The 25,089-nt window shown below is 71.7% G+C and carries 23 protein-coding genes; 11 read left to right on the forward strand and 12 right to left on the reverse strand.

The annotated features are described in order from the left end of the window. Nucleotides 1-182: 182 nt before the first annotated feature. From ACFYM2_RS16425 to tyrS, 3 genes are all read left to right on the forward strand, one after another. Nucleotides 183-1,727, forward strand: coding sequence for a TldD/PmbA family protein (locus ACFYM2_RS16425; protein WP_388457490.1), 1,545 nt, complete (start codon nt 183-185; stop codon nt 1,725-1,727). Then, complete coding sequence (locus ACFYM2_RS16430) at nt 1,724-3,133, forward strand: metallopeptidase TldD-related protein (RefSeq protein ID WP_388836788.1); 1,410 nt, start codon at nt 1,724-1,726, stop codon at nt 3,131-3,133. Before ACFYM2_RS16425 ends, ACFYM2_RS16430 begins: the two co-directional genes overlap by 4 nt. A 103-nt stretch (nt 3,134-3,236) precedes the next feature. Then, a complete protein-coding gene (tyrS, locus tag ACFYM2_RS16435) occupies nt 3,237-4,505 on the forward strand; it encodes a tyrosine--tRNA ligase (protein ID WP_388836791.1) in 1,269 nt (422 codons plus the stop codon). A 94-nt stretch (nt 4,506-4,599) separates the two neighbouring features. Here tyrS and ACFYM2_RS16440 read toward each other — a convergent pair whose 3' ends face one another. Beyond that, a complete protein-coding gene (locus ACFYM2_RS16440) occupies nt 4,600-4,875 on the reverse strand; it encodes a GlsB/YeaQ/YmgE family stress response membrane protein (protein WP_189961347.1) in 276 nt (91 codons plus the stop codon). Between the two features lie 205 nt (nt 4,876-5,080). Between ACFYM2_RS16440 and ACFYM2_RS16445 the strand changes: the two genes are divergently transcribed. Together ACFYM2_RS16445 and ACFYM2_RS16450 are read left to right on the forward strand one after the other, a co-directional pair. Beyond that, nucleotides 5,081-5,467, forward strand: a complete 387-nt coding sequence (locus tag ACFYM2_RS16445; protein ID WP_388837133.1) for a DUF3099 domain-containing protein — start codon at nt 5,081-5,083, stop codon at nt 5,465-5,467. Nucleotides 5,468-5,671: 204 nt separating this feature from the next. Then, nucleotides 5,672-5,914 (forward strand): hypothetical protein, encoded by a 243-nt coding sequence (locus tag ACFYM2_RS16450; RefSeq protein ID WP_359003300.1) that lies wholly within the window; start codon nt 5,672-5,674, stop codon nt 5,912-5,914. Here the strand turns inward: ACFYM2_RS16450 and moaA are convergent. The 3 genes from moaA to ACFYM2_RS16465 all read right to left on the reverse strand — a co-directional run bounded on the left by moaA (nt 5,897) and on the right by ACFYM2_RS16465 (nt 9,041). Then, nucleotides 5,897-6,886, reverse strand: a complete 990-nt coding sequence (gene moaA, locus ACFYM2_RS16455; RefSeq protein WP_359003298.1) for a GTP 3',8-cyclase MoaA — start codon at nt 6,884-6,886, stop codon at nt 5,897-5,899. The genes ACFYM2_RS16450 and moaA overlap by 18 nt on opposite strands. 164 nt (nt 6,887-7,050) lie before the next feature. Further along, nucleotides 7,051-8,679 carry a cation acetate symporter gene (locus ACFYM2_RS16460; protein ID WP_359003296.1) on the reverse strand — a complete coding sequence of 543 codons (1,629 nt, stop codon included), beginning with the start codon at nt 8,677-8,679 and terminating at the stop codon, nt 7,051-7,053. Then, entirely contained in the window at nt 8,676-9,041 is a 366-nt protein-coding gene (locus ACFYM2_RS16465; protein WP_359003295.1) for a DUF485 domain-containing protein, read from the reverse strand. The genes ACFYM2_RS16460 and ACFYM2_RS16465 overlap by 4 nt, the downstream gene beginning before the upstream one ends. A gap of 369 nt (nt 9,042-9,410) precedes the next feature. Here ACFYM2_RS16465 and ACFYM2_RS16470 point away from each other — a divergent pair, with 369 nt between their 5' ends. Beyond that, a complete protein-coding gene (locus tag ACFYM2_RS16470; RefSeq protein WP_388836796.1) occupies nt 9,411-10,952 on the forward strand; it encodes a S8 family serine peptidase in 1,542 nt (513 codons plus the stop codon). Between the two features lie 51 nt (nt 10,953-11,003). On the opposite strand, the gene ACFYM2_RS16475 is transcribed toward ACFYM2_RS16470, so the two are convergent. The 3 genes from ACFYM2_RS16475 to ACFYM2_RS16485 all read right to left on the reverse strand — a co-directional run bounded on the left by ACFYM2_RS16475 (nt 11,004) and on the right by ACFYM2_RS16485 (nt 13,734). Continuing rightward, nucleotides 11,004-12,047 carry a zinc-dependent alcohol dehydrogenase family protein gene (locus tag ACFYM2_RS16475; protein WP_350229615.1) on the reverse strand — a complete coding sequence of 348 codons (1,044 nt, stop codon included), beginning with the start codon at nt 12,045-12,047 and terminating at the stop codon, nt 11,004-11,006. Between the two features lie 68 nt (nt 12,048-12,115). Beyond that, entirely contained in the window at nt 12,116-12,793 is a 678-nt protein-coding gene (locus ACFYM2_RS16480) for a lysoplasmalogenase (RefSeq protein ID WP_388836799.1), read from the reverse strand. Further along, complete coding sequence (locus tag ACFYM2_RS16485) at nt 12,790-13,734, reverse strand: sterol desaturase family protein (RefSeq protein ID WP_359003287.1); 945 nt, start codon at nt 13,732-13,734, stop codon at nt 12,790-12,792. Before ACFYM2_RS16485 ends, ACFYM2_RS16480 begins: the two co-directional genes overlap by 4 nt. A gap of 168 nt (nt 13,735-13,902) precedes the next feature. On the opposite strand from ACFYM2_RS16485, the gene ACFYM2_RS16490 reads away from it, so the two are divergent. Further along, a complete protein-coding gene (locus ACFYM2_RS16490; RefSeq protein WP_388836802.1) occupies nt 13,903-17,007 on the forward strand; it encodes an NACHT domain-containing protein in 3,105 nt (1,034 codons plus the stop codon). Here the strand turns inward: ACFYM2_RS16490 and ACFYM2_RS16495 are convergent. The 5 genes from ACFYM2_RS16495 to ACFYM2_RS16515 are packed head-to-tail and all read right to left on the reverse strand — an operon-like array spanning nt 16,964 to nt 21,919. Then, complete coding sequence (locus ACFYM2_RS16495) at nt 16,964-17,680, reverse strand: VIT family protein (protein WP_388457437.1); 717 nt, start codon at nt 17,678-17,680, stop codon at nt 16,964-16,966. The genes ACFYM2_RS16490 and ACFYM2_RS16495 overlap by 44 nt on opposite strands. Before the next feature lie 25 nt (nt 17,681-17,705). Then, entirely contained in the window at nt 17,706-18,929 is a 1,224-nt protein-coding gene (locus ACFYM2_RS16500) for an amidohydrolase family protein (RefSeq protein ID WP_388836805.1), read from the reverse strand. Continuing rightward, complete coding sequence (locus ACFYM2_RS16505) at nt 18,926-20,221, reverse strand: amidohydrolase family protein (protein ID WP_388836808.1); 1,296 nt, start codon at nt 20,219-20,221, stop codon at nt 18,926-18,928. Before ACFYM2_RS16505 ends, ACFYM2_RS16500 begins: the two co-directional genes overlap by 4 nt. Nucleotides 20,222-20,234: 13 nt before the next feature. Continuing rightward, complete coding sequence (locus ACFYM2_RS16510; RefSeq protein ID WP_359003277.1) at nt 20,235-21,119, reverse strand: SDR family NAD(P)-dependent oxidoreductase; 885 nt, start codon at nt 21,117-21,119, stop codon at nt 20,235-20,237. 2 nt (nt 21,120-21,121) lie between these two features. After that, the gene (locus ACFYM2_RS16515; RefSeq protein WP_359003275.1) at nt 21,122-21,919 is read right to left on the reverse strand and encodes an acetoacetate decarboxylase family protein; all 798 of its coding nucleotides are present in this window, start codon (nt 21,917-21,919) and stop codon (nt 21,122-21,124) included. Nucleotides 21,920-22,029: 110 nt separating this feature from the next. Between ACFYM2_RS16515 and ACFYM2_RS16520 the strand changes: the two genes are divergently transcribed. From ACFYM2_RS16520 to ACFYM2_RS16535, 4 genes are all read left to right on the forward strand, one after another. Continuing rightward, a complete protein-coding gene (locus ACFYM2_RS16520) occupies nt 22,030-22,710 on the forward strand; it encodes a TetR/AcrR family transcriptional regulator (protein WP_388836812.1) in 681 nt (226 codons plus the stop codon). A gap of 236 nt (nt 22,711-22,946) precedes the next feature. After that, on the forward strand, nt 22,947-23,927 hold the full coding sequence (locus ACFYM2_RS16525; RefSeq protein WP_359003271.1) for a DEDDh family exonuclease: 981 nt from the start codon (nt 22,947-22,949) through the stop codon (nt 23,925-23,927). Between the two features lie 53 nt (nt 23,928-23,980). Then, nucleotides 23,981-24,214: a hypothetical protein gene (locus ACFYM2_RS16530; RefSeq protein WP_114036065.1), complete on the forward strand. Its 234-nt coding sequence runs from the start codon at nt 23,981-23,983 to the stop codon at nt 24,212-24,214. Between the two features lie 58 nt (nt 24,215-24,272). Then, nucleotides 24,273-25,061, forward strand: coding sequence for an SURF1 family protein (locus tag ACFYM2_RS16535; RefSeq protein WP_359003269.1), 789 nt, complete (start codon nt 24,273-24,275; stop codon nt 25,059-25,061). The last annotated feature ends 28 nt before the right edge of the window (nt 25,062-25,089 follow it).

Raw genomic sequence — 25,089 nt, forward strand, 5'->3', positions numbered from 1 at the left:
CTATCGGTACCGCCCCGGTTACGAGGAATCGAGCCCTGACAGCGGCACGCTACGAGCGCTGTGGGGTCCCTACAGAAGGCCGCCGCGAAAGGGCGTAGTCACATCGCGTCCGGGCGCGACATGATCGGGGGCGACCGGTCTCATACGACAGGAGACGTGCTGTGCCCTCTGGGACCCATTCCATCGACGAAGCCTTCACGGCGCTGCCCCTGCGGGCGCTCGCCGACGCGGCGCTGGCCCGGGCCCGCGCCCTCGGCGCCGAGCACGCCGACTTCCGCTGCGAGCGGGTGCGCGGCGCGGCCCGGCGACTGCGCGACGCCCGGCCCGCAGGCTCGTCGGACACCACCGATTTCGGCTACGCGGTCCGCGTGGTGCACGGCGGGGCCTGGGGGTTCGCCTCGGGCGTCGATCTGACGATGGACGCGGCGGCCAAGGTGGCCTCGCGCGCGGTCGCCATGGCCAAACTCTCCGCGCGGGTCATCGCGGCGGCGGGCTCCGACGTGGGGGCACCTCCCACGCCTTTCGGGCCGTGGGGGAGGGTCGAGCTCGCCCCCGAGCCCGTGCACGCGGACCGGACCTGGATCTCCTCCTACGAGATCGACCCGTTCACGGTGTCCGACGAGGAGCAGAGCGCGCTGCTCGCCGACTGGAGCGCGCGGCTGCTGCGCGCCGATGGCGTGGAGCACGTGGACGCCTCCCTGTACAGCGTGCGGGAGAACAAGTTCTACGCGGACACGGCGGGCACCGTGACCACCCAGCAGCGGGTGCGGGTGCACCCGGAGCTGACCGCGACCGCCGTCGACCGCGCGAGCGGCGAGTTCGACTCGATGCGTACGCTCGCCCCGCCGGCCGGGCGCGGCTGGGAGTATCTGACCGGAACCGGCTGGGACTGGGACGCCGAACTCGCCGAGATCCCCTCGCTGCTGGCCGAGAAGATGCGGGCGCCCGCCGTCGAGAGCGGCCGTTACGACCTCGTCGTGGACCCCTCCAATCTGTGGCTGACCATCCACGAGTCGGTCGGCCACGCCACCGAGCTGGACCGCGCGCTCGGCTACGAGGCGGCGTACGCGGGCACCTCCTTCGCCACCTTCGACCAGCTGGGCAAGCTGGCGTACGGCTCGCGGGCGATGAACGTGACCGGCGACCGCACCGCCGAGCACGGGCTCGCCACCATCGGGTACGACGACGAGGGCGTCGAGGCGCAGTCCTGGGACCTGGTGAAGGACGGCACCCTCGTCGGCTATCAACTCGACCGCCGCATCGCCCAGTTGACGGGTCTTGGCCGCTCCAACGGCTGCGCCTTCGCGGACTCCCCCGCGCACGTACCGGTGCAGCGGATGGCCAACGTCTCGCTCGCGCCCGACCCGCAGGGGCCCACCACCGAGGAGCTGATCGGCGGCGTCGAGCGCGGGATCTACGTCGTCGGGGACCGTTCCTGGTCGATCGACATGCAGCGCTACAACTTCCAGTTCACCGGCCAGCGCTTCTTCCGCATCGAGAACGGGCGCCTTGCGGGCCAGCTGCGCGATGTCGCCTACCAGGCCACGACCACCGACTTCTGGGGCTCCCTTGAGCGGGTCGGCGGCCCCTCGACATATGTCCTGGGCGGCGCGTTCAACTGCGGCAAGGCCCAGCCGGGCCAGGTGGCGGCGGTCTCCCACGGCTGCCCATCCGCCCTGTTCCGCGGCGTCACCATCTTGAACACCACGCAGGAGGCCGGCCGATGAGCCCCCGTTCCCCCCTCAAGCCCCACGAGATCGTCGAGCGGGCCCTTGAGCTGTCCACCGCCGACGGCTGTGTCGTCATCGCCGATGAGCACTCCTCGGCCAACCTGCGCTGGGCCCGCAACGCGCTGACCACCAACGGCGTGACCCGCGGGCGCACCCTTACGGTGATCGCGACGGTGGACGGCGCCGAGGGGACCGCCTCCGGGGTCGTCTCGCGCTCGGCGGTCACCGCGGACGAGCTGGAGCCGCTGGTACGGGCCGCCGAGGCGGCGGCGCGCGGCGCGGGGCCCGCCGAGGACGCCCAGCCGCTGGTCACCGGGGTCCCGGTGTCGGCGCACTTCACCGAAGCGCCGGCCGAGACCTCCTCCGAGGTGTTCGCCGGTTTCGCGCCCGCCCTCGGCGAGGCCTTCGCCCGGGCCCGCTCCGGCGGGCGCGAGCTGTACGGCTTCGCCCACCACGAGCTGACCTCCACCTACCTCGGCACCTCCACGGGCCTGCGGCTGCGCCACGACCAGCCCGGCGGAACCCTGGAGATGAACGCCAAGTCTCCGGCGGCCTCGGGCGGCCACGAGCGTTCGGCGTGGGCCGGGCGGGCCACGGCCGACTTCGCCGACGTCGACCCCGCCGCCCTCGACGACGAGCTCGCCCGCAGGCTCGGCTGGGCCGAGCGGCGCGTGGAGCTGCCCGCCGGCCGCTACGAGACGCTGCTGCCGCCGACCGCCGTGGCCGACCTGCTGATCTACCAGATCTGGTCGGCGGCGGCCCGGGACGCGGCCGAGGGCAGGACCGTCTTCTCCCGCCAGGGCGGCGGCACCCGCGTCGGCGACACCCTGGCCCGCCTGCCGCTCTCGCTGCGCAGCGACCCGCGCGAGCCGGGCCTTGAGTACGCGCCGTTCCTGGTGGCGCACGCCTCGGGCGACACGCAGTCGGTGTTCGACAACGGCCTGCCCGTCGGCGCGACGCAGTGGATGCGCGAGGGCCGCCTTGAGCACCTGGTCACCACCCGGCACAGCGCCGGCCTCACCGGTCTGCCCGTGGCGCCGGCCGCCGGGAACCTGATCCTGGACGGCGGGGGCGAGCGCTCCCTGGAGGAGATGGCCGCCGCCACCGAGCGGGGGCTGCTGCTCACCTGCCTGTGGTACATCCGCGAGGTGGACCCGGCCACGCTGCTCCTGACCGGCCTGACCCGCGACGGCGTCTACCTCGTCGAGGACGGCGAGGTGGTCGGCGAGGTCAACAACTTCCGCTTCAACGAGTCGCCGGTGGACCTCCTGTCGCGGGCCACCGAGGCCGGGCGCACCGAGCAGACCCTGCCCCGGGAGTGGAGCGACTACTTCACCCTGGCCGCGATGCCCGCGCTGCGCGTGCCCGACTTCAACATGAGCTCGGTCAGCCAGGGAGTGTGACCCGCCTAGACTGACCATCGGACCCATGCCATCGGACCCGGCCACCGGACCCCGGCCACCGGAAACAGTCCGACCCAGCACTATCCCAAGGAGACCCACAACCGTGACGGACATCGTCGACGAGCTGAAGTGGCGCGGGCTTTTCTCGCTGTCCACCGACGAGGAGGCCTTGCGCAAGGCTCTCGCGGACGGTCCCGTCACGTTCTATTGCGGCTTCGACCCGACCGCGGCCAGCCTGCACGTCGGCCACCTGGTGCAGGTGCTGACCGTGCGCAGGCTCCAGCAGGCGGGCCACCGGCCGCTGGCCCTGGTCGGGGGCGCCACCGGCCAGATCGGTGACCCCCGGCCCACCGCCGAGCGCACCCTGAACGACCCGGAGACGGTCGCGAACTGGGTGAACCGGCTGCGCGGCCAGATCGAGCCGTACCTGTCCTTCGAGGGCGAGAACGCGGCCGTGATGGTCAACAACCTGGACTGGACCGCGGGTCTTTCCGCGATCGAGTTCCTGCGGGACATCGGCAAGCACTTCCGGGTCAACAAGATGCTCACCAAGGACTCGGTCGCCCGCCGCCTGGAGTCCGAACAGGGCATCAGCTACACGGAGTTCAGCTACCAGCTGCTCCAGGGCATGGACTTCCTTGAGCTGTACCGGCGCTACGGCTGCACCCTCCAGCAGGGCGGCAGCGACCAGTGGGGCAACCTCACCGCCGGGCTCGACCTGATCCACCGCCTGGAGCCGGACGCCGAGGTGCACTGCCTGGCGACGCCGCTGATGGTCAAGGCGGACGGCACCAAGTTCGGCAAGACCGAGGGCGGGGCCGTGTGGCTCGACCCGGAGATGACCACGCCGTACGCGTTCTACCAGTTCTGGCTGAACGTGGACGACCGGGACATCTCGACCTACATGCGCATCCTCTCCTTCAAGTCCCGCGAGGAGCTTGAGGAGATCGAGAAGCTGACCGGGGAGCGGCCGCAGGCGCGCACCGCGCAGCGGGCGCTGGCCGAGGAGCTGACGACGCTGGTGCACGGCGCCGACCAGTGCGCGGCCGTGATCGCCGCGTCCAAGGCGCTGTTCGGCCAGGGCGACCTGGCGGAGCTCGACGAGGCGACGCTGGCCGCGGCCCTGTCCGAGCTGCCGAACGCGAAGGTGTCCGAGCTCGGCCCGGTCACCGACCTGTTCGCCGAGGTCGGCCTGGTGGCCAGCAAGTCGGCGGCCCGGCGCACCGTGAAGGAGGGCGGGGCCTACGTGAACAACGTGAAGGTGACCGCCGAGGACGCGGTGGCCACGGCCGGGGAACTGCTGCACGGACGCTGGCTGGTGCTGCGCCGGGGCAAGAAGAACCTGGCGGCCATCGAGGTCGTCGGGGCCTGAGTCGAGGCCGTCGGGCCTGAGCGGCCCACGCGCCCGGATCCGGGCGCGCGAGAAGGGGGCGGTTCCCGGCGGAACCGCCCCCTTCGGCGTGCCCTCAGGCTCGCTGTTTGTTGCCCCGCAGCGCCATGTACAGCATGTCGCCGAGGAAGACGATGACGACGGCGGCCGCGATTTGCAGTCCGTGCCGGCCCCAGTCGATGCCCTTGGTCTCGGCGATCCCGATGGCCCGGGCGATCGAGTTGCCGACGATGCCGCCGATGATGCCGAAGATGGTGGTCAGCCAGAGCGGACTGTGCTGCTTGCCGGGAATGATCGCCTTGGCGATGAGGCCGAGCACGAATCCGACGATGATGGCCCACAACCAGCCCATGGGTGCCTCCTAGTGCGGCTCGACGTGAGCGGGTCCAGCCAGTGTCCGCCCGTACCCCGTACGGCGCATGTCGGACTCGTCCGTACGGGGCGGGTACCGGGGTATCCGCGCGCTTTGGTACGGCCCCGGTCTCGAACGCGCCGGAGCCCCGGCGTACGGTGGTGAGCAGTCAGGGCCGGGGAGAGCCCGCCGTGGAAGCCGGGTGGTGGACAACGTGGTGCGGAAGCAGAGCAGCGGTCAGGTCTTCCGGATCACCGGGGCCCGTCAGGGGCTCGCCGAGGACGTCCGGGGACGCCAGCGCCGCTACGTGATCTCGATGTCCGTCCGCACGGTGTCGGTGATCCTCACGGCGGTGCTGTGGAACGTCGAGCGTCCCGTCGCCATCGTGACGCTGGCCCTGGGCGCGCTGCTGCCGTATGTGGCGGTCCTGTTCGCCAACGCGGGCCGGGAGAACGTGACTTCGCTGCCCTCCACCTTCATCCCCGCGCCCTCGCGTCCGGCGCTCGGCATGGCTCCGGCGGCCGGCGGCGCGCAGTCGCCCTCGTCACCGGCGGCCGGTGATCACGATCAGCCCTCCCGTGAGCAGGGCTGATCGGTCACCCTCAGCCAAGCTCAAGAAAACCTCAGATCAATCATGAAGTTCCGGTGCACCACACCGGGTCCCCCATGACATACTTCGTAGGCGCTCCGCATCCCCCGTCGGAGCGACGGACCGACGCCGGGCAGCTCCCCCCGTGGCTGCTCGGCGTCGCCATGTGTACGGGGGCGTACGGGCCCCATGCCGCACAATGTCTCTGTGAGTGACGAGACGAGCGACGAGACCCCCATCTGTTCCGCCAAGGGCTGCCGTGCCGCCGCCGTCTGGGTCCTGGCCTGGAACAACCCCAAGATCCACACGCCGGAGCGGCGCAAGACGTGGCTCGCGTGCGAGGAGCACCGCGAGCACCTGTCCCAATTCCTGGGCGTACGGGGCCTGTTGAAGGACGTCGTGACGCTCGCCGCGTGGCAGCGGACGCCTGGCTCAGCCGCCGATCGCTGACATCGGCCGGTCGGGCTGGAGGAAGGTCGGGTCATCGAGACCGGACCCGGCCTTCTTCCCCCACATGGCCACCTTCCACAGCCGGGCGATCTCCTCGTCCCCCGCGTCCGAGCGCAAAGCGGCGCGCAGGTCGGACTCCTCGCGGGCGAACAGACAGGTGCGGACCTGGCCGTCGGCGGTGAGGCGGGTGCGGTCGCAGGCGCGGCAGAAGGGCCGGGTCACCGAGGCGATGACGCCCACGGTGTGCGGGCCGCCGTCGACCACCCAGCGCTCGGCGGGCGCCGATCCCCGCTCGTCGTCGCCCTCGGGGGTGAGCGTGAAGCGCGTACGCAACGAGGCCAGGATGTCGCCGGCGGTGATCATGCCGTCGCGCTTCCAGCCGTGCTGGGCGTCGAGCGGCATCTGCTCGATGAAACGCAGCTGGTAGTCGTGCTCGATGGCCCAGGCCAGCAGGTCGGGCGCCTCGTCGTCATTGAGACCCGGCATCAGGACGGTGTTGACCTTGACCGGGGCCAGGCCGGCGGCCCGGGCGGCCTCCATGCCCTCGATGACGTCCCTGTGCCGGTCGCGGCGGGTCAGCGTCTTGAACACCTCGGGGCGCAGGGTGTCGAGGGAGACGTTGACGCGGTCGAGACCCGCCGCCTTCAGGGCGGCCGCGGTGCGCTTGAGCCCGATGCCATTGGTGGTGATCGACATCTGGGGGCGCGGCTCCAGGGCCGCGCAGCGCTCCACGATCCCGGTCAGCCCCGGCCGCAGCAGCGGCTCACCGCCGGTGAAGCGGACTTCGGTCACCCCGAGATCGGTCACGGCGATGCGGATGAGGCGGACGATCTCGTCGTCGGTCAGCAGGTCGGGCTTGGCCAGCCATTGCAGGCCTTCTTCCGGCATGCAGTACGTACAGCGCAGATTGCAGCGGTCTGTCAGCGAAACGCGCAGGTCAGTGGCCACACGGCCGTAGGTGTCGATGAGCACTGTGGGCCCCCTCCCCTGTCTCGGACGTCCATCGGATCTTGCGTACACATTCGAGCCTACGCGAGACGTACGACAACGACGGGGGCCGATTGTGACGAGGTGCGGCGAGAGCGTGTCGTAGGACCCTACGACACGCTCTCGGCCACGTTCCGTGCGGAGGTACGTCAGTGCGCGCCGATGCCGGTGAGGGACTTCACCTCCAGCTCGGCGTACTTGCCCGGGTCGGGCTCCTCCTTGGACAGGAGCGATCCGATCCAGCCGAGCAGGAAGCCCAGCGGGATGGAGATGAGGCCCGGGTTCTCCAACGGGAACCAGTGGAAGTCGACGTCCTTGAACATCGACGTCTTGGGGTTCCCGGAGACGACCGGCGAGAACAGGACGAGGAACACCGAGCTGAACAGGCCGCCGTAGATCGACCAGAGGGCGCCCTGGGTGGTGAAGCGCTTCCAGAACAGGCTGTACAGGAGGGTCGGCAGGTTCGCCGACGCGGCCACGGCGAAGGCGAGCGCGACCAGGCCTGCCACGTTCATGTCGCGGGCGAACGCGCCGAGCAGGATCGCGACCGCGCCGATCAGGACGGTGGCCCAGCGGGCGGCCCGCATCTCCTCCTTCTCCGTCGCCTTTCCCCTGCGGATGACGTTGGCGTAGATGTCGTGCGCGAAGGACGACGACGAGGCGAGGGTCAGGCCCGCCACGACGGCGAGAATGGTCGCGAAGGCGACCGCCGAGATCACCGCGAGCAGCGTCGCGCCTCCCGTGGTGCCGACGCCGCCGCCCAGGTACTCGGCGAGCTGGGGCGCGGCCGTGTTGCCGGCCGGGTTCTGCGCCTTGATGGCGGCCGGTCCCACCAGAGCGGCCGCGCCGAAACCGAGCGCGATCGTCATCAGGTAGAAGGCGCCGATGATGCCGATCGCCCAGTTCACCGACTTACGGGCGGCTTTGGCCGAAGGCACGGTGTAGAAGCGGATCAGGATGTGCGGGAGGCCGGCGGTGCCCAGCACCAGCGCGATGCCGAGCGAGAGGAAGTCCAGCTTGGAGGTGCCGTTCGCGCCGTACTTGAGGCCGGGTTCGAGGAACGCCGAGCCCTTGCCGCTCTTCTCGGCCGCCGAGCCGAGCAGGTCGGAGATGTTGAAGTGGAACTTGAGCAGCACCAGGAAGGTCATAAGGATGGCGCCCGCGATCAGCAGCACCGCCTTGACCATCTGCACCCACGTGGTGCCCTTCATGCCGCCGATGGTGACGTACACGATCATCAGGACGCCGACGAGGGCGACGATGAGGATCTTGCCCGCGTCGGTGGTGATGCCGAGCAGGAGCGAGACGAGCACGCCCGCGCCGGCCATCTGGGCGAGCAGATAGAAGATCGAGACGACGATGGTGGAGACGCCGGCGGCGGTGCGGACCGGGCGCTGGCGCATCCGGTAGGCGAGCACGTCGCCCATCGTGTAGCGGCCGGAGTTGCGCAGCGGCTCGGCGACCAGCAGGAGCGCCACCAGCCAGGCGACCAGGAAGCCGATGGAGTAGAGGAAGCCGTCGTAGCCGAACAGCGCGATGGCCCCCGCGATGCCGAGGAAGGACGCGGCGGACATGTAGTCGCCGGAGACCGCGAGGCCGTTCTGGAAGGCGGTGAAGCGGCGCCCGCCCGCGTAGAAGTCGGAGGCGTTCTTGGTCTGGCGGCCGGCCCACACGGTGATGGCGAGGGTGGCGGCGACGAACACCGCGAACAGCGTGATGATCAGCGGCCGGTGCTCGGTGGTCGAGGAGGCGGCGAGGGGGATGAGGGCGGTGCTCATACGTCGTCCTCCATGCGGGACTTGATGGCCTCGGCCCGGGGGTCGAGCTGGGCCGAGGCGTGGCGCGAGTAGAACCAGGCGATGAGGAAGGTGGTCAGGAACTGGGCGAGGCCGAAGACGAAGGCCACGTTGATGTGGCCGACGACCTTGGTGGCCATCAGGCCGCCCGCGTAGTTGGAAAGGAGCACGTACAGCAGGTACCAGCTGATGAAGGCGATGGTCAGCGGAAAGGCGAACGAACGGTGGGCGCGCCGGAGTTCACCGAACTCGGCGCTCCGCTGCTCCAGGAGGAACGCCTCGGTGCTCGGCCCGGCCGGGCCGGGGACGGTCCCGGTGTCGGGGGGTGACGCGTCGGTGGCCACAGAATCTCCTCGCGGTGCGGATGCGGCGGGCAGGGGCAGGTCTGGCATGGGGTCCTCGCGGCGGGACGGGGATGTGGTCCCCCCGACAAGGGCACGGGGCACGGGCCGCCCCGGTTCACCCCGGCCCTCATTTGCTCCGCCGCGCACGCCCGCCCGGGTGTGGCCGGTCCCCGGCCTGCGCGTGGCGCGATCGCGTGGGGTATCGGGGCGAGCGAGCGACTTTCCGCGCGGACTCGGCGCAAATCGTTGATCCTTCGAGATGATCGGCGATAGCTTCACTGCTCGATCGGCCCGTGGCGGCCCGCGGCCCCGGCCGCCGTCCCTCACATCCGTACGTACCGAGAGTTCCGCCAACCCCATGGAGACCCCATGACGTTGCACATCTCCCGTACGCGCCGCGCCATCGCCCTGACGGCGGGTCTGGCCACCGCCGCCGCGCTCGCGCTGCTCCCCGGCACGGCGTCCGCCGCGTCCTCGGCCCCCGCCGCGTCGAGCGCGAAGGCCGGCGACAGCGCGGGGCCCGAGCTGAGCTACATCGTCAACGTCCGCCCGGGGCAGGGCACTTCGGCCCGGGTGCAAAGGGCCGTCACCGAGGCCGGCGGCCGGGTCCTTGAGGCGTACGACCGGATAGGCGTCCTCGTCGTGCGCTCCGCCAACGCGGACTTCGCCAAGACCATCCGCGAGGTCAGAGGCGTCGACTCGGCCGGGGCGAGCCGGACCGCGCCGCTGCCCGCGCAGTCCACCACCGATGTGGGCACGCCGAAGAAGCTGACCGCCGACGAGCTGAAGGCGGTGTCCGCCAAGGCGGCGCCCGGCGAGGACCCGCTGGAGCCGTTGCAGTGGGACCTGAAGGCGATCAAGGCGGACAGGGCGCACGAGAAGACCCTGGGCAGCTCCAAGGTCACCGTCGGTGTGATCGACACAGGCGTCGACGACACGCACCCCGACATCGCGCCGAACTTCGACCGGTCCAAGTCGGTCAGCTGCATCAGCGGCAAGCCGGACACCACCGACGGCGCCTGGCGCCCCTTCACCACCGGCGGCTCACCGCACGGCACCCATGTCGCGGGCGAGATCGCGGGCGCCAAGAACGGCGTGGGCATCACCGGGGTGGCGCCCGGCGTGCGGATCGCCGCGATCAAGGTGTCGACGCAGGGCGGCAGCTTCTTCTACACGGAGTCCGTGGTCTGCGGCTTCATGTGGGCCGCCGAGCACCACATCGACGTCACCAACAACAGCTATTACACCGACCCCTGGTACTTCAACTGCAAGAACGACCCCGACCAGAAGGCGCTGGTCGAGGCGATCACCCGGGCGTCGAGGTACGCCGAGTCCCGGGGCACGGTGAACGTGGCGGCGGCCGGCAACGAGAACTACGACTTCACGTCCGGCACGATCACCGACCCGTCGAGCCCGGACGACGCCACCCCGGGCAGCCGGGTGATCGACCCGCGTGAGTGCCTGGACATCCCGACCCAGCTGCCGGGCGTGGTCACCGTCGCGGCCACCGGCGCCAAGGGCCTGAAGTCGTCGTTCTCCAACTACGGGCTCGGCGTGATCGACATCGCGGCCCCGGGCGGCGACTCGACCGCCTACCAGCCGCCGAAGGCCCCGGCGACCTCCGGCCTGATCCTCGGCCCCGTCCCCGGCGGCAGCTGGGCCTACATGGCCGGTACGTCCATGGCGACACCGCACGTGGTGGGGGTGGCGGCCCTGTTGAAGTCGACGCACCCGCACGCGTCGGCGGCCGCGATCAAGGCGCTGCTCACGCTCCAGGCGGACCGGACGCCGTGCCCGAAGCCGTACGACATCGACGGTGACGGGACGGCGGACGCGGTCTGCCGGGGCGGCACGTTCTACAACGGCTTCTACGGGGCGGGTATCACCGACGCCCTCAACGCCGTGCGCTAGCAACCGAGTTGGGGGCCGTCCGCGCCGGCGGGCGGCCCCCTTCGGCGCGTACTACGGCTTGACGAGGACCTTCAGGGCGGTGCGCTCGTCCATCGCGCGGTAGCCGTCGGGCACGCCCTCGATGCCGACGGTGAGGTCGAAGACCGGGGAGGGGTCGATGGTGCCGTCGAGCACGTCGGCGAGCAGTTCGGGGATGTAGGTGCGCACGGGCGCGACCCCGCCGCGCAGCGCGATGTTGCGGTCGAACATGACGCCGAGGTCGAGGCCTGTGCCGCTGCCGTGCGGCACGCCGACGTAGCCGATGGCGCCGCCGTCGCGGGTGATGTCGACGGCGGTGCGCATGGACTGCTCGGTGCCGACGGCCTCGATGACCGCGTGCGCGCCCTGGCCCCGGGTGAGCTCGCGCACCGCGTCCACGGCGGCCTCGCCGCGCTCGGCCACGACGTGGGTGGCGCCGAAGAGCTCGGCGATGTCGGTACGGGCCTTGTGGCGGCCCAGCGCGATGATCCGCTCGGCGCCCAGGCGCTTGGCGGCGAGCACCCCGCACAGGCCGACGGCGCCGTCGCCGACGACGGCCACCGTCGAGCCGCGCCTGACACCCGCCCCGAGCGCCGCGTGGTGTCCGGTGCCCATGACGTCGGACAGGGCCAGCAGCGCGGTCAGCAGGTGGTCGTCGGACGCGGCATCGGCGGGGAGCTTGACGAGGGTGCCGTCGGCGAACGGCACGCGGACGGCCTCGCCCTGGCCGCCGTCGGAGCCCACCGAGCCCCAGAAGCCGCCCTGCGGGCAGGACGTGGTCAGGCCCTCGGCGCAGAAGTCGCAGGTGCCGTCGGACCAGACGAACGGGGCGACGACCAGGTCGCCCGTGCGCAGGCCGCGCACCTCGGAGCCGGCCTCCTCGACGACGCCGAGGAATTCGTGCCCGATCCTCTGGCCGGGCTTACGGGCGGACTCGCCGCGGTAGGCCCACAGGTCGCTGCCGCAGATGCAGGCGCGCAGGACGCGGACGACCGCGTCGGTGGGCATCTGGACCTTCGGGTCCGCCACCTCCTCCACCCGGATGTCGTGGGGGGCGTGGATGACGGTGGCGCGCATGGTGCAGGTCCTTGCCGGTCAGAGGGTGGTTCGAGGTAATTCGCTGTGGTGCGGTGGGTGTGACTGGTTCAGGGGGCGGGGGACTTTCCACGGTACGCCTGTGCGAGAAGGGTCTGCGCTCCGGCGTACGTCAGCATGATCCAGAAGTCGGGGTCGGGAAGCTGCGGCCAGTGGGCGACGCCGGTGGCGATCAAGGAGTCGGAGAGCAGGAACAGGGCGCCGCCGACGCCGACCAGTGGGCCGAGCCGCGCGGAGCGGCAGGCCATCGCGGTGAGCAGCAGGCTGTATCCGGCGACCGGGACGCGCAGCCCGGCGGGCAGGTCCCCCCAGAGCGCGGCGACGGTGGCGGCCAGGGCGACGGCGTACGCGACCGCGAGCGCGGGATGTGTCCTGCCCCGCCCGAACAGCACGAGGTAGCAGACGTGCCCGGCGGCGAAGCAGCCCATGCCGAGCAGGAAGGCGGCGTCGGCGTTCGAGAGCAGGAACACGTCGCCGCCCCAGCCGCACAGGAGCGCGGCGATGAGCAGCCGCCGCCCGCCGCGCGCGTACACGTGCCCGGCGAGCAGCGGCATGAGCAGCGGCTTGGCGATGAGGTGTCCGGTGTGCCAGCCGGCGAGCAGTGCGGTCAGGTCGAGGGCGCAGGCCAGCGCGAAGGCGACGAGGAGCGGGCCGGCCGCGGCTGCGCGTCGGGGTTTTGCGCACGCGGGCGGCCCGAGCGGGACGGCGTTCGCGCCGGGTGGGGTCATACGGCGCGCTCCGCCACGGGGGCGGGCGCTGCGGCGGGCCCGGTGGCGGCGGGTTCGGCGGCGGGCCCCGCGCTGGGTTCGGCGCCCGTGCCCGCCGTCTCCGCCGGGGTCCGTGGCTGCCAGCCGGGCCCGCCGAAGACCCGCCCGGCCCGCTCGCGCCAGGTGCGTGCGGCGCGCACGTCGCGGGCGATGGCGGCGTACTCATGGGTGGCGACGCGCAGCGGGTTGAAGGTGAAGATGTTCTTGGTGAGCCCGAACACGGGCCGCTCGGTCTCGGCGGTGAACGAGCCGAACATCCGGTCCCAGATGATCAGGATGCCGCCGAAGTTGCGGTCCAGGTAGCCGCCCTGGGAGGCGTGGTGCACCCGGTGGTGGGAGGGCGTGTTGAAGACGAACTCCACGGGCCGGGGCAGCTTCCCGACCCGCTCGGTGTGCACCCAGAACTGGTAGACCAGGTTCGCCGACGAGCAGAACGCGAGGACGGCCGGGTGCACGCCGAGCGCGATGAGCGGCACGTAGAAGGGCCACACCGTCCATGTGGTCCAGGGCTGGCGCAGCGCGGTGGTCAGGTTGAACTTGCGGCTTGAGTGGTGCACCACGTGGCAGGCCCACAGGATCCGGATGACGTGGTGGCCCCGGTGCGACCAGTAGTAGAAGAAGTCCTGCCCGAGCAGCATCAGCGGCAGGGTCCACCACAGCACGGGGATGCTGAGCGGGGTCAGCGCGTAGACCGCCGTGTAGATCGCGACGATGGGAATCTTCCACAGCGCGTCGAAGACCAGACTGCCCAGCCCCATGCCGACGCTGGTGGCGGCGTCCTTCGCCTCGTACCCGGCGGCGTCCTCGTCCGGATGGAGGCGGTAGCTCACCATCTCGACGACGGTGAGCAGCACGAAGGCGGGTATCGACCACAGCACGACATCGGGCAGATTCGGCGACATGTCTGCACCGTAGGGGCCGGGCGGCGGCTCCGGCTAGATGTTGTTACCCACAAGTATGCGAGACGCGTTGTCAGCAGCCTTTGGCGACTTCCACCAACCCCGGCCCGCGTCCGGGCGTACGATCGCCGGCACCGGTGCGCTCAGGGGGAGGCAACTGCCGTGCCAGGTATGGAAGTTGTCATCACACGTCTCGCGAGCACGGTGGTCTCGACGGTCGCGAAGTCGTTCCTGGCCCCCCGGCCGGGCGCGGGCCTGGTGACGCGGCCGCTGCGTCCGCTGCCGAGGCCCGCCTCGCCGGACCGCCTGGCCGGGGTATTGGGGCGGCGCCTGAAGGAGGCGCATGCCTCGCTGCCCGAGCACGAGCGGACGGCGGCCGTGGACGCGGTACGGGACTCCTTCGCGGCGGCGGGCCCCCTCGTACCGGACCGCCTCTTCGCCCTGGACCTCGCCCCTGACCGCCTCGCCAACGAGCTGCGCCGCCCGCACCCCGGCCCGGGCGAGGCCTTGTACGAGGAGCTTCTTGCCCTGTGCTGCGCGCACGTCATGGAACAGCTCACCGCGCACCCCTCGTTCCCGGCGCGGGCGGCGGTCGAGCAGACGAGGGCGGCGGACTCGGCACGAAAGCTGATCGAGGACGTACGCGACCGGGTGGGCCCGCGCCCCGAGGCGGCCGCCCTGTCCTTCGAGGAGAAGTACGCGCGGTACGTGGCCCAGGCACACGGCCGACTCGAACTGTTCGGCCTCACCCTCGGGCGCTCCGCGAGCGAATGGCCGCTCGACACGGCGTACATCAGCCTCGCGGTGACCGGTGAGCCCCGCCAAGCCATGGGGCTGCCCGACACCGGGGCCGCCACGGTGAGCGTGGAGCGGGCGCTGGCCGGCACCGACCGGCTGCTCCTGCGCGGCGCGGCGGGCTCGGGCAAATCCACGCTGATCCAGTGGCTGGCGCTGAACTCCGCCCGCCGGACCTTCGGCCCCGAACTGGCCGACTGGAACAGGTGCGTTCCCTTCCTGCTCCGCCTGCGGGCGTTCACCACGGCCGAGTCGCTGCCGATGCCGGAGGACTTCCTGCGGTCGGCCGGGGTGCCGTTCGCTCTCCCGCCCGGCTGGACCGAATCCCTCCTGTCCGAAGGCCGGGCGCTGGTCCTCGTGGACGGCGTGGACGAGGTGCCGCTGCGACTGCGGGCCCGTACGGAGGCCTGGCTGAAGTCCCTGGTCACCGGGTTCCCGAGGGCCCGGTACGTGGTGACGACCCGGCCGTCGGCGGTTCCGGAGGACTGGCTCGCCGGCCGGGGCTTCGTGGCGCACTCGCTGCTGCCGATGGAACGGCAGGACGTGCGCGCGTTCGTGGCGCACTGGCACGACTCGGCGCGGCTCGCCTGCGCGGCGCCCGAGGAGCGGGAGTGCCTGGACGCGTACGAGGCGTCGCTGCTCACGGCGGTGGCCTCACGCCGCGACCTGGGGCGGCTCGCCACCAACCCGTTGATGTGCGCGCTCCTGTGCGCCCTGAACCGGGACCGCCGGATGCAACTCCCGCGCGCGCGAAAGGAGTTGTACGACGCGGCACTCGACATGCTGCTCGTACGCCGCGACACGGAGCGGGAGATCACCGGCGTCGAGGGCGTCACCCTCACCCGCGATGAGCAGACGGCCCTGCTCCAGCGGCTCGCGTACTGGCTGATCCGCAACGGGCTCGCGGAGGCGGACCGGGACGAGGCGGCCGGGATGCTCGCGGACTGGCTCGGCGCGATGCCGCAGGTCAATGGCGATCCCGAGCAGGTCTTCGCCCACCTCCTCATCCGCAACGGGCTGCTGCGCGAGCCGGTGCCGGGCTCGGTCGGGTTCGTGCACCGCACCTTCCAGGACTACCTGGGTGCCAAGGCGGCCGTGGAGGACCGGGACTTCGGCGTGCTCGTGCGCAACGCGCACGACGACACGTGGGACGACGTGGTGCGGATGGCGGTGGGCCACGCGCGGGTCGACGAACGGGCCCGTCTGCTACGGCAGTTGCTCCGCCGCGCCGACCACGCGCCGCGCCTGCGGCACCGGCTCGTGCTCCTTGCTGCCGCCGCTCTGGAGCACGCGCCCGAGCTGGACCCGGCGGTGCGGGCGGACGTGGAGGCCCGGGCCCGCGAACTGATGCCCCCGCGTACGTGGGACGAGGCGGAGGCCCTGGCCAAGGTGGGGCCGCTGGTCCTTGAGCTGCTGCCCGGGCCGGACGGACTCACCGAGAGCGAGGCGGCCGCTGTCGTGCGGACGGCCGGACTGGTGGGCGGGGATGCGGCGCTGGGGGTGATCAGGCGGTTCCGGGCCGATGAGCGCGTGACGGTGCGGGCTCGGCTGTCCACGGCCTGGGCGAACTTCGACGCGTCGGAGTACGTGACGGAGGTACTTCAACCGGCTTCGGAGTGGAATGCCACCTACCTCACGGTGCGGACCCCGGAGCAGCTGGTCCAGCTCCGGCGGCTGCACCATAGGAAGCTCATCCTCCTTGAGGGCGGGCACCTTCTGACGGAACCCCTTCTCACCCATCCGCATCTGACCGCCTTGTGTCTCGTTTCGAACGACGTCGTGGAGGACCTGGCTCCGCTGGGCCGCCTGCCCGGCCTGAAACGGCTCGAACTCCAAGGCTGTTCAGCGCTCCGGGACCTGGAAGCGATCGCGGAACTGCCCGGCCTCCAGGCCCTGTCGCTCTTCCGCCTGCGTCCCGGACTCTCGTTGCGGCCGCTCTGCGGCCTCGGTCGACTGGAAACCCTGACGCTGGGCACGCCCCAATCCGCGCGCAGCCTCGCCGACCTGCCGGTCCCGGACGGGGTGGTCCATCTCCATCTGCACTGGCCCACCCAGGACATCGCTCTGGACGGCCTGGACCGCTGGCCCGGCCTGCGCACACTGACCATCACCGGGGCGGCCCAGGCTAAGGATCTGACACGCGTGTCCGTCCCCCGCGAGCTGCGCCACCTACAGATCGTCGACCACCCCGCGCTCGACCTGAGGACCCTGGCACGGCACGCCGGTCTGGAAAGCCTCCACCTCAGCACGTGCCACCTGATGTCAGGCCTCGGCGCCCTGCGGGAACTCCCGGCCCTGCGCCACGTCACGTTCTACGAGTGCACCGGCGAGATCGATCTCAGCGCACTCGCCCAGCTGCACCAGCTCACCATCCACTGCCGGCGCACGAAGACGCGGGGCGCCGAATTCATTCCCCGCCGACGCCTGGACGGACCTCCTACACCCCCACCGCCCCCAACAACACCCCCGCCGCGTAGGTGACCCCCATCGCCACCGCACCCCCGCTCACGTTCCGCAGGACCGCGCGGTTCGCCGGGGCCGCGCCCAGGCGGGCGCTCCACCAGCCGGTGAGGGCGAGCGCGGCCAGGACGGAGGTGACCGTCACGTACAGGCGGACCGATGAGGGGGGCAGCACGATCGCGAGGAGGGGGAGCAGCGCGCCCGCCGTGAAGGCGAGGAAGCTGGCCAAGGCCGCGTGCCAGGGGTTGGTGAGTTCATCGGGGTCGATGCCGAGTTCGACCCTGGCGTGGGCGCGCAGCGCGTCGCGTTCGGTGAGCTGGAGCGCCGCCTCGCGGGCCACCTCCTCGCTCAGGCCCCGCTCCGCCAACAGGCCGGTCAGCTCGGCGAGTTCGGCCTCGGGCGACTCCTTCAGCTCGCGCCGCTCCATCGCCAGCGCGGCCTTCTCGGAGTCGCGCTGGGTGGAGACGGAGACGTACTCGCCGGCCGCCATGGACATGGAACCGGCGAGCAGTCCCGCCAGGCCCGCCGTCAGCAGGGCCGAGCGGTCGTCCGTGGCGCCGGCCACGCCGACGACGAGACCGGCGGTGGAGACGATGCCGTCGTTGGCGCCGAGGACCGCGGCGCGCAGCCAGTTGAGCCGGGAGCCGAGCGCCCCGTTGTGCGCCTCGTCGTGCGGGGCGGGTGAACTGCTCATGCGGGGCAGGGTCTCACCCGCCCCCTCACCACACGCGCACCGACCCACCGAGCGCGAACGCGGGGCTCGTCGCCTCGGCCGGTATCTCCTTCAGGGGCTCGGCGATCTCCGCCACCGTGGGGCCGACCCGGGCCGCGATCTCGTCGAGGAAGGGGAGGTCGAAGCCGTAGACGCGGGCCACGTTGCCCCCGGTCATCGCCGCGACATCCGCCTGCGGCAGACCCGCGTAGGCGATCCGCAGGCCCTCGCGGGAGAAAGGCGTGGTGCCCTCGTCGTGCGGATAGTCGCTGCCCCACATGATCTTGTCGAGGCCGATCCGGTCCCGCAGCGGCACCTCGTGCGGCCGCATGAAGCTCGCGCCCACGAAGCAGTTGTCGCGCCACACCTGGGAGGGGCCCTTGCCCAGGGAACCGGCGAGCCCGGCCCCGAACTTGGACTCCGCCGTGGCGGCCTTCGTCACCGCGACGAGCCGGTCGTGGTAGTAGTCCAGCATGTCGAGCACGCCGGGGATCCAGCCCGAACCCTGCTCGGTGAGCACGAGGTTGAGGCCGGGGTGGCGGTGGAAGGCGCCGCCGAAGACCAGGTGCCACAGCGCCCGGTGCGAGAACCAGGTGGTCTCCACCATGAACACGGCCCGCGCCGCCGGCTCCTGGCCCAGCGGCGGCGACGCGGACCCGCCGTGGTGGTTGACCGGCACGCCGAGGTCCGCGCAGACGGCCCAGATCGGGTCGTAGGCGTCCGAGTAGAGCTCGGGCACCCCCGAACCGGGCGGGGCGCCCGGCAGCAGGACGCCGCCGGTCAGGCCCGCCTCCTTGGTCCGCCTGATCTCGCGCACCGCCTCGTCCACGTCGTTGAGCAGGATTTGCGCGACGCCCGCCCTGCGCCCCGGCGCCTCGGCGCAGAAGTCCGCGAGCCAGCGGTTGTGGGCGCGCAGCCCGGCCCAGCGCTGTTCGTACTCCTCGCGGGTGGGCGCGGGCGCCATGAGGGAGGCGGAGGGGAAGAACGGCGGGATCGTGTTGGGGAAGACGACCTCCGCGACGATGCCGTCCGCTTCGAGCTCGGCCAGACGGCGCGCCGAGTTCCAGTTGCGGTCGGCCGTGTCGGCCAGCAGGTCCTCGTACGGATTGACATAGGTGGCCGCCCACGCGTCGAAGGCGTCGTGGTACTTCGTCTCCAGGTAGGGCCGGTAGTCCAGGAGGTCGGCTCCGGCGTGGCAGTCCGCCGAGATGACGGTGTAGCGCTCGCTCATCGGTCCACCCCCAGGGCGGGAAAGTCCTGTCCGGTCAGCCAGTGGCGGCCCGCCTCGCGCGAGCGCGCCCAGGACGCCTCGACGGCCACTTGGTCCTCGCTCTGGCCCAGTTCGGCCGGGGTCGGCCCGATCCGGCGGGCGATCGGCGCCAGCTTCGCGGTGTCGAAGCCGAAGACCTCCGCCGCGGCGAGCCCGAGCATCCGGCGGGTCTCCGCCACGGGGATGTCGTGGAAGGTCGTGCGCAGCCACTCCCGGGTGCGGGGCCAGGTGCCCTCGGGGTGCGGGAAGTCGGAGCCCCACAGGATGTTGTCCACGCCGATCTCGTAGCGCTGGGCCAGCTCGCGGCGTTTGGTGTTGGTGGCGCAGATGAAGATCTGCCGGTCGAGGTATTCGCTCGGCGGGCGCTTCAGCTCGGCGAACGGCGACAGCTTCTTGCCGCCGTGCGCGCCGAGGTAGAGGCGGTCCATGAACCACAGCAGGTTGGGCAGCCACCAGCAGCCCGACTCCGCCACCCCGAACCGGAGCCCGGGGTGGCGCTCGAAGACACCGGACCAGAGCAGGAACCACAGCGGCCGCGCGGGCCACCAGGTCACCTCGGAGACGTAGATCCCGAGGTGGTCGCCGTACTCGTGGCGCGGGGCCGCGCCCGAGTGGGTCACCAGCGGCATGCCGGTCTCGGCGGCCGCCGCCCACACCGGGTCGTAACGCCGGTCGTGGTAGGGCGCCTTGTCCACCCACATGGCGGGGATCATCAGCGCGCCGAGCCCGGACTCCTTGGCCCGGTGGATCTCGGCGACGACCCGGTCGACCTCGCCGGTGACGGGCAGCAGGGCGACCCCGCGGTGCCGTTCGGGGTGGTGGGCGACGAACTCGGCGAGCCAGCGGTTGTGCGCCTGGGCGCCGCCCATGCCGAGGTCGGGGTCCTGGTCGCCGGAGAGGCCGAGGCCCACGCCGAAGGGCGCGGCGGTGCGGCTGTCGACGGCGTCCGCGTCGGGGAAGACCACTTCGGCGGCCACGCCGTCCCCGTCGAGTTCCTTGATCCGGCGTCCCGGGTCCCAGCCCCCGCGCAGGCCCTCCTCATTGTCCCTGAACCAGCGGTCCGCGAAGGCCTCGTTGCGGACGCCGAGCCGGGTCATCTCCTCGCGGCGCCTTGCCTGCCCGGCCAGGAACTCGTCGAACTCCCGGTGGAGGCGGGCGTCCAGATAGGGCCGGTACTCCTCGGTGGGGAGCCCGGCGTGGCAGTCGGAGGAAATGATCAGGTACGGCTCGTGCTGTTCGTGCTGTGCTGTCATCGCACGTCCCTCGTCAGTCCAGAATGAAGCTTTCCAGGTACGCCGGGTCCGCCCGGTCGAGCATCGCCTGCGAACGGGCCCTGATCTGCCGGTCGCTGTGCTCGCTCGCCGGGAGCATCCAGAACCGGTCGGCGCGGATCCCCTCGACGACCTCGTCGGCCACGGCCTCCACCGGGGTGAACTCGATCTCCTGGCCGGCCGCCTTCATGGCGGCCTCCCACTGGCCGAGGCTGCGGTAGGGCGTCTTGCGCGGGCGCTGCTTGGCGTACCGCTCGGGCCGGTTGCGGTGCGACTCCCACAGGCCGGTGCGCAGCATGTGCGGGCCGGGGAAGAGGACCGAGGCGCCGATCGGGACGCCCTCCGCCTTGAGATGGGCGTACAGGGACTCCGTCATCGTGACCACCGCCGACTTGGTGATGGCGTACACCGAGGCGGTCGGCAGCGGGGCGATGCCGCCGTCGCTGGAGGAGGTGTTGACGATCCGGCCCGGCTCGCCGCCGGCGATCATGCGGGGCACGAAGGCCTGGATGCCGTGGAAGACGCCCCACACGTTGACCGCGAAGGCCCACTTCCAGTCGTTGACCTCGTGCTCCCACATGCGGCCCTCGGCGCCGGAGCCGACCCCGGCGTTGTTGCACAGCACGTGCACGGCGCCGAATGCCTCGTAGGCGGCGTCGGCGAGCGCCACGACGGCGTCCCGCTCGCTGACGTCGACGCGGTGGGCGAGCACCCGCGCCCCCTCCTCGCGCAGCTGTCCCGCCGCCTTCTCCAGGGCGCCCTCCTCGACGTCGGCGAGGACGACCTTCAGACCTTCGGCGGCGAACCGCCGGGCCATCGCGAGCCCGATCCCGCTCGCGGCGCCGGTGACGACGGCGACCTGCCCCTGCCTCAGCTCCATGCTCAGACGCTCCCTTCGGGCGGCCCGTCCAGGATCTGCCGGGAGTCGTCATAGCGCTGGTGGATGTAAGGCAACAGGGCCTCGGCGTCTACCTGTTCGACGACCGTGCCCCGCTGGTCGGTGGTCTTCTCGCCGATGGTGATCTCCACGACGCGCCGCACCGGCAGATCGGCGACGGGGTCGTACATCGATTCGCGCAGCACCACATCGCCGGTGATCCTCTCCAGCTCGCGCACCTTCTCCTCGCGTACGCAGTGGACGAGGACGGGGCCCGCGTCGAAGCCCTCGCCGTTGACGGCCGGCAGGAACTTGAAGTAGAAGTCGGTCCTGCGGGCCGGCTCCGGCAGGGGAAGCCGGCCGTCCACCGCGCCGCGCACCTCCACGAACGCGATGCCGTGCCGGGCGAGCGCGGCCCGTACGACCAGGCCCTCGCGCTCGACGCTCACCTCGCCGAGCTTCTTCGGCTCGCCGAACACCTCGCGTCCGCCGGTCAGGGCCCGTTCGTGGGTCATCGGCATGACCAGCGGATACCAGCCCTCCAGCCCGTCGTGCACGGCGGCGACGGCCACCGAGCCCGCGCCGAGCGGATAGCCGGGGAGGTCGACCTTGCTGATGGCGGCCCGCACCAGCGGGCGCGCGGCGGGCTTCAGCGGCGGCGGGAGCACCGCCGCGACCGCGTCGGGGTCGCTCTCCCAGAGCGCCACCACGCCGGTCGACCAGATGTCGGGGAGCTGGGAACTCGCGGTGCGCGCGGCCTTGATCTCGGCCTCGGTGCGTGCCCCGTACCGTACGCGTGCCATGTCGTACCACCCTTCTCGGGCTGTTCTCCGCCGGGTCTGTAACACAGTTACACCGATGCCGATGAAGGGTAAAGGGCCTTGGCGGTAAGGGAATTGAGGGAGCATCAGATATGGCGCGCACTTCGCTCACCCGGGAGGAGATCCTGGTGGCGGCGGGGTCCCTGGTCAGGCGGCACGGGCCGGCCGCGCTCACCATGCGCGGGCTCGCCGCGGAACTCGGCACGGCGGTCACCTCCATCTACTGGCACGTCGGCAACCGCGAGTCGCTGCTCGACGCGCTGGTGGAGCGGACCGTCGAGGAGCTGGGCGAGATCACCCCGCGCGGGCGCACGCCGGCCGCGCGCGTGGTGTCGGTGGCGCGCGCTCTGCGCCGTGAGCTGCGCGCGCGCCCGCACCTGATCGCGCTGGTCCACGAACGCGGCCTGACCGACCGGATGTTCCTGCCCGCGCAGCAGGCCCTGGCCCGCGAGCTGCACGCGGCGGGGCTGCGCGGGGCCCGGGCGGCCCGGGCGGTGCGGGCGGTGCAGTTCCTGGTGGTGGGGTACGTCCTGGTCGAGCGCAACCGCGAGCGCGCCCCGGTCCAGCGTCCGGCCCAGGAGGACCTGTGGCACGCGGCGACGGCCACGAAGGGCGGGCGGGCCGGAAAGAACGGTCAGGCCGTTCAGGACGGTCAGGACCCAGCCCTGGCCCGTGCCCTCGCGGGTCCACTGGACGAGGAGCGGCTGTTCCTCACCTCCGTACGGGCCCTGGTGGACGGCCTGCTCGCGGCCGGCCGGAAGGACGGCGGCTGAACTCCGGTCACCGAACTCGGTCCGCGGGCGCGATCCACGGACTCGGCCGCGAACTCCGGCCGCGAACTCGGGCCACAGACTCGGGCCACGCACTCGATCCGCAGACTCGATCCGCGAGGGCGCATATCTCCTGCTCGTGGGCCGAGTTGAGGCGCACGAGTCGAAAAAGGCGGCCCCTTACGGCCCGGTCCGCCCCCGTCCCCGGCCCGCGCTGTCAGTGCGGACCCGTATTCTCTGTGACCATGCTCGACGACCTGACGACAGCAGCGACGTGGCCGGCCGCCTACCCACCGGGGTACGCGGTCGTCGACGTGGAGACCACCGGCCTCGCCCGCGACGACCGGATAATCTCGGCTGCCGTCTACCGGCTCGACGCGCACGGCAACGTCGAGGACCACTGGTACACGCTGGTCAACCCCGAGCGCGACCCGGGCCCGGTGTGGATCCACGGGCTCACCCGTGACGTGCTCGACAGCGCCCCGCTCTTCCCCGACGTCGCCGAGGAGTTCGCGGCGCGCCTGGACGGGCGGGTCCTGGTCGCGCACAACGCGATCTTCGACTGGCAGATGATCGCGCGGGAGTACGCCCGGGCCGAGCGCACCGCGCCGGTCAAGCAGCGGCTGTGCACCATCGCCCTGTCCAAGGAGCTCGCGCTCCCGCTGCCCAACCACAAGCTGGAGTCGCTTGCCGCGCACTACGGCGTCGTGCAGCAGCGCGCCCACCACGCGCTGGACGACGCGCGGGTGCTCGCCGAGGCGTTCCGGCCGAGCCTGCACGCGGCGGCGGCCGGCGGGGTGCGCCTGCCGCTGCTCGAATGCCGGCCGCTGACCGAATGGACGGACGCGCCGGCCACCCCGCGCATCGGCTACCAGGCCTCATACCGGGGCGGATCGGGCACCTGGCGAGCCTCCCGCAAGCGCCCCGCCTGCCCCTACCCCAACCCGGGGCGTTACGAGCCGGACCGGCCGCTGAAGCAGGGCATGCGCGTCGCGTTCTCCGGGGACACCTCGGTGGACCGCGAGCTCCTGGAGGACCGGGCGACCGAGGCCGGGCTGCATGTGGCGAGCAGCGTCTCGCGCCTGACCAGCCTGCTGGTCACCAACGACCCGGAGTCGGCCACCTCCAAGACGGTCAAGGCGAAGTCGTTCGGCACGCCGGTCATCGACGAGGCCGCCTTCACCCAACTGCTCCGGGACGTGGCACCGGCAGACGGGTGAGTGCCGGGCGCGGCGCCCACCGCGCGCGCCGGTCACCCTCCACCCTGTGGCGCATGGCACGTTGCGAGGTCTGCGGAAACGACTACGGGATGTCCTTCGAGGTGCACGCGCAGGGCGCGGTGCACGTCTTCGACTGCTTCTCCTGCGCCATCCACCGCATGGCGCCCATCTGTGAGCACTGCCGGGTCCAGATCATCGGCCAGGGGGTCGAGGTCGAGGGCGCGTGGTACTGCGGGGCCCACTGCGCCCGCGCGGAGGGAAAGGCGGGCATCGTCGACAAGGTCTGACCCGCCCACGTCCGACCCCACCCGGCGCACCCCATGGTCCGAGTTGTACGGTCATGGGGTGTACCGCTTCCTGTTGTCCCGGCAGTGGGTGCTCGTCACCCTCCTGGCCCTGGCTCTCATCCCCACGATGATCGAGCTCGGCTTCTGGCAGCTCCACCGCCACGAGCACAAGGTCGCCCAGAACACGCTGATCGCCGACAACCTGAAGGCCAGGCCCGTGCCGGTGAGCGAGCTCACCTCGCCGGGCCACACCGTCCCGCGCTCGGACTACTGGCGCAAGGTCAGCGCCACCGGCACCTGGGACACCGCGCACGAGGTCGTCGTGCGGCGCAGGACCGCGGCCGACGGCCGGGTCGGCTACCACGTGCTCACCCCCTTCGTCCTGACCGACGGCCCCACCGTCCTGGTCAACCGGGGCTGGATCGCCGACAACGGCAACCAGATGGACTTCCCCAGGATCCCCGCGCCGCCCGGCGGCAAGGTCACCATCACCGGGCGCCTGATGGCCGACCAGACGACGGCGGCCAGCGGCATCAAGGACGTCAAGGGCCTGCCGCCGCGCCAGGTCATGCTGATCAGCAGCGCCCAGCAGTCCAGGGCGCTGGGCCGTCCGGTGCTAGGCGGATACATCGAGCAGACCGCGCCCGAGCCGCCGAACGACTCCCCCGAACTGATTCCCGCCCCCGACGACAGCTCGATCGGCCCCCACATGGCGTACGCCGTCCAGTGGTGGCTCTTCTCGGCGGCGGTCCCGGTCGGCTGGTTCATCCTCGTACGCCGTGAGAAGCAGGACCGCGAGGCCGCGAAGGCCGCGCCCGCCGAGGTGCCCGAGCACGCGGCTGCTTAGCGATTTGCCTGGCCGGGAACACGCCTTG

This window comes from Streptomyces sp. NPDC006711 (genome assembly GCF_042869775.1).
Taxonomy (GTDB): Bacteria; Actinomycetota; Actinomycetes; order Streptomycetales; family Streptomycetaceae; genus Streptomyces.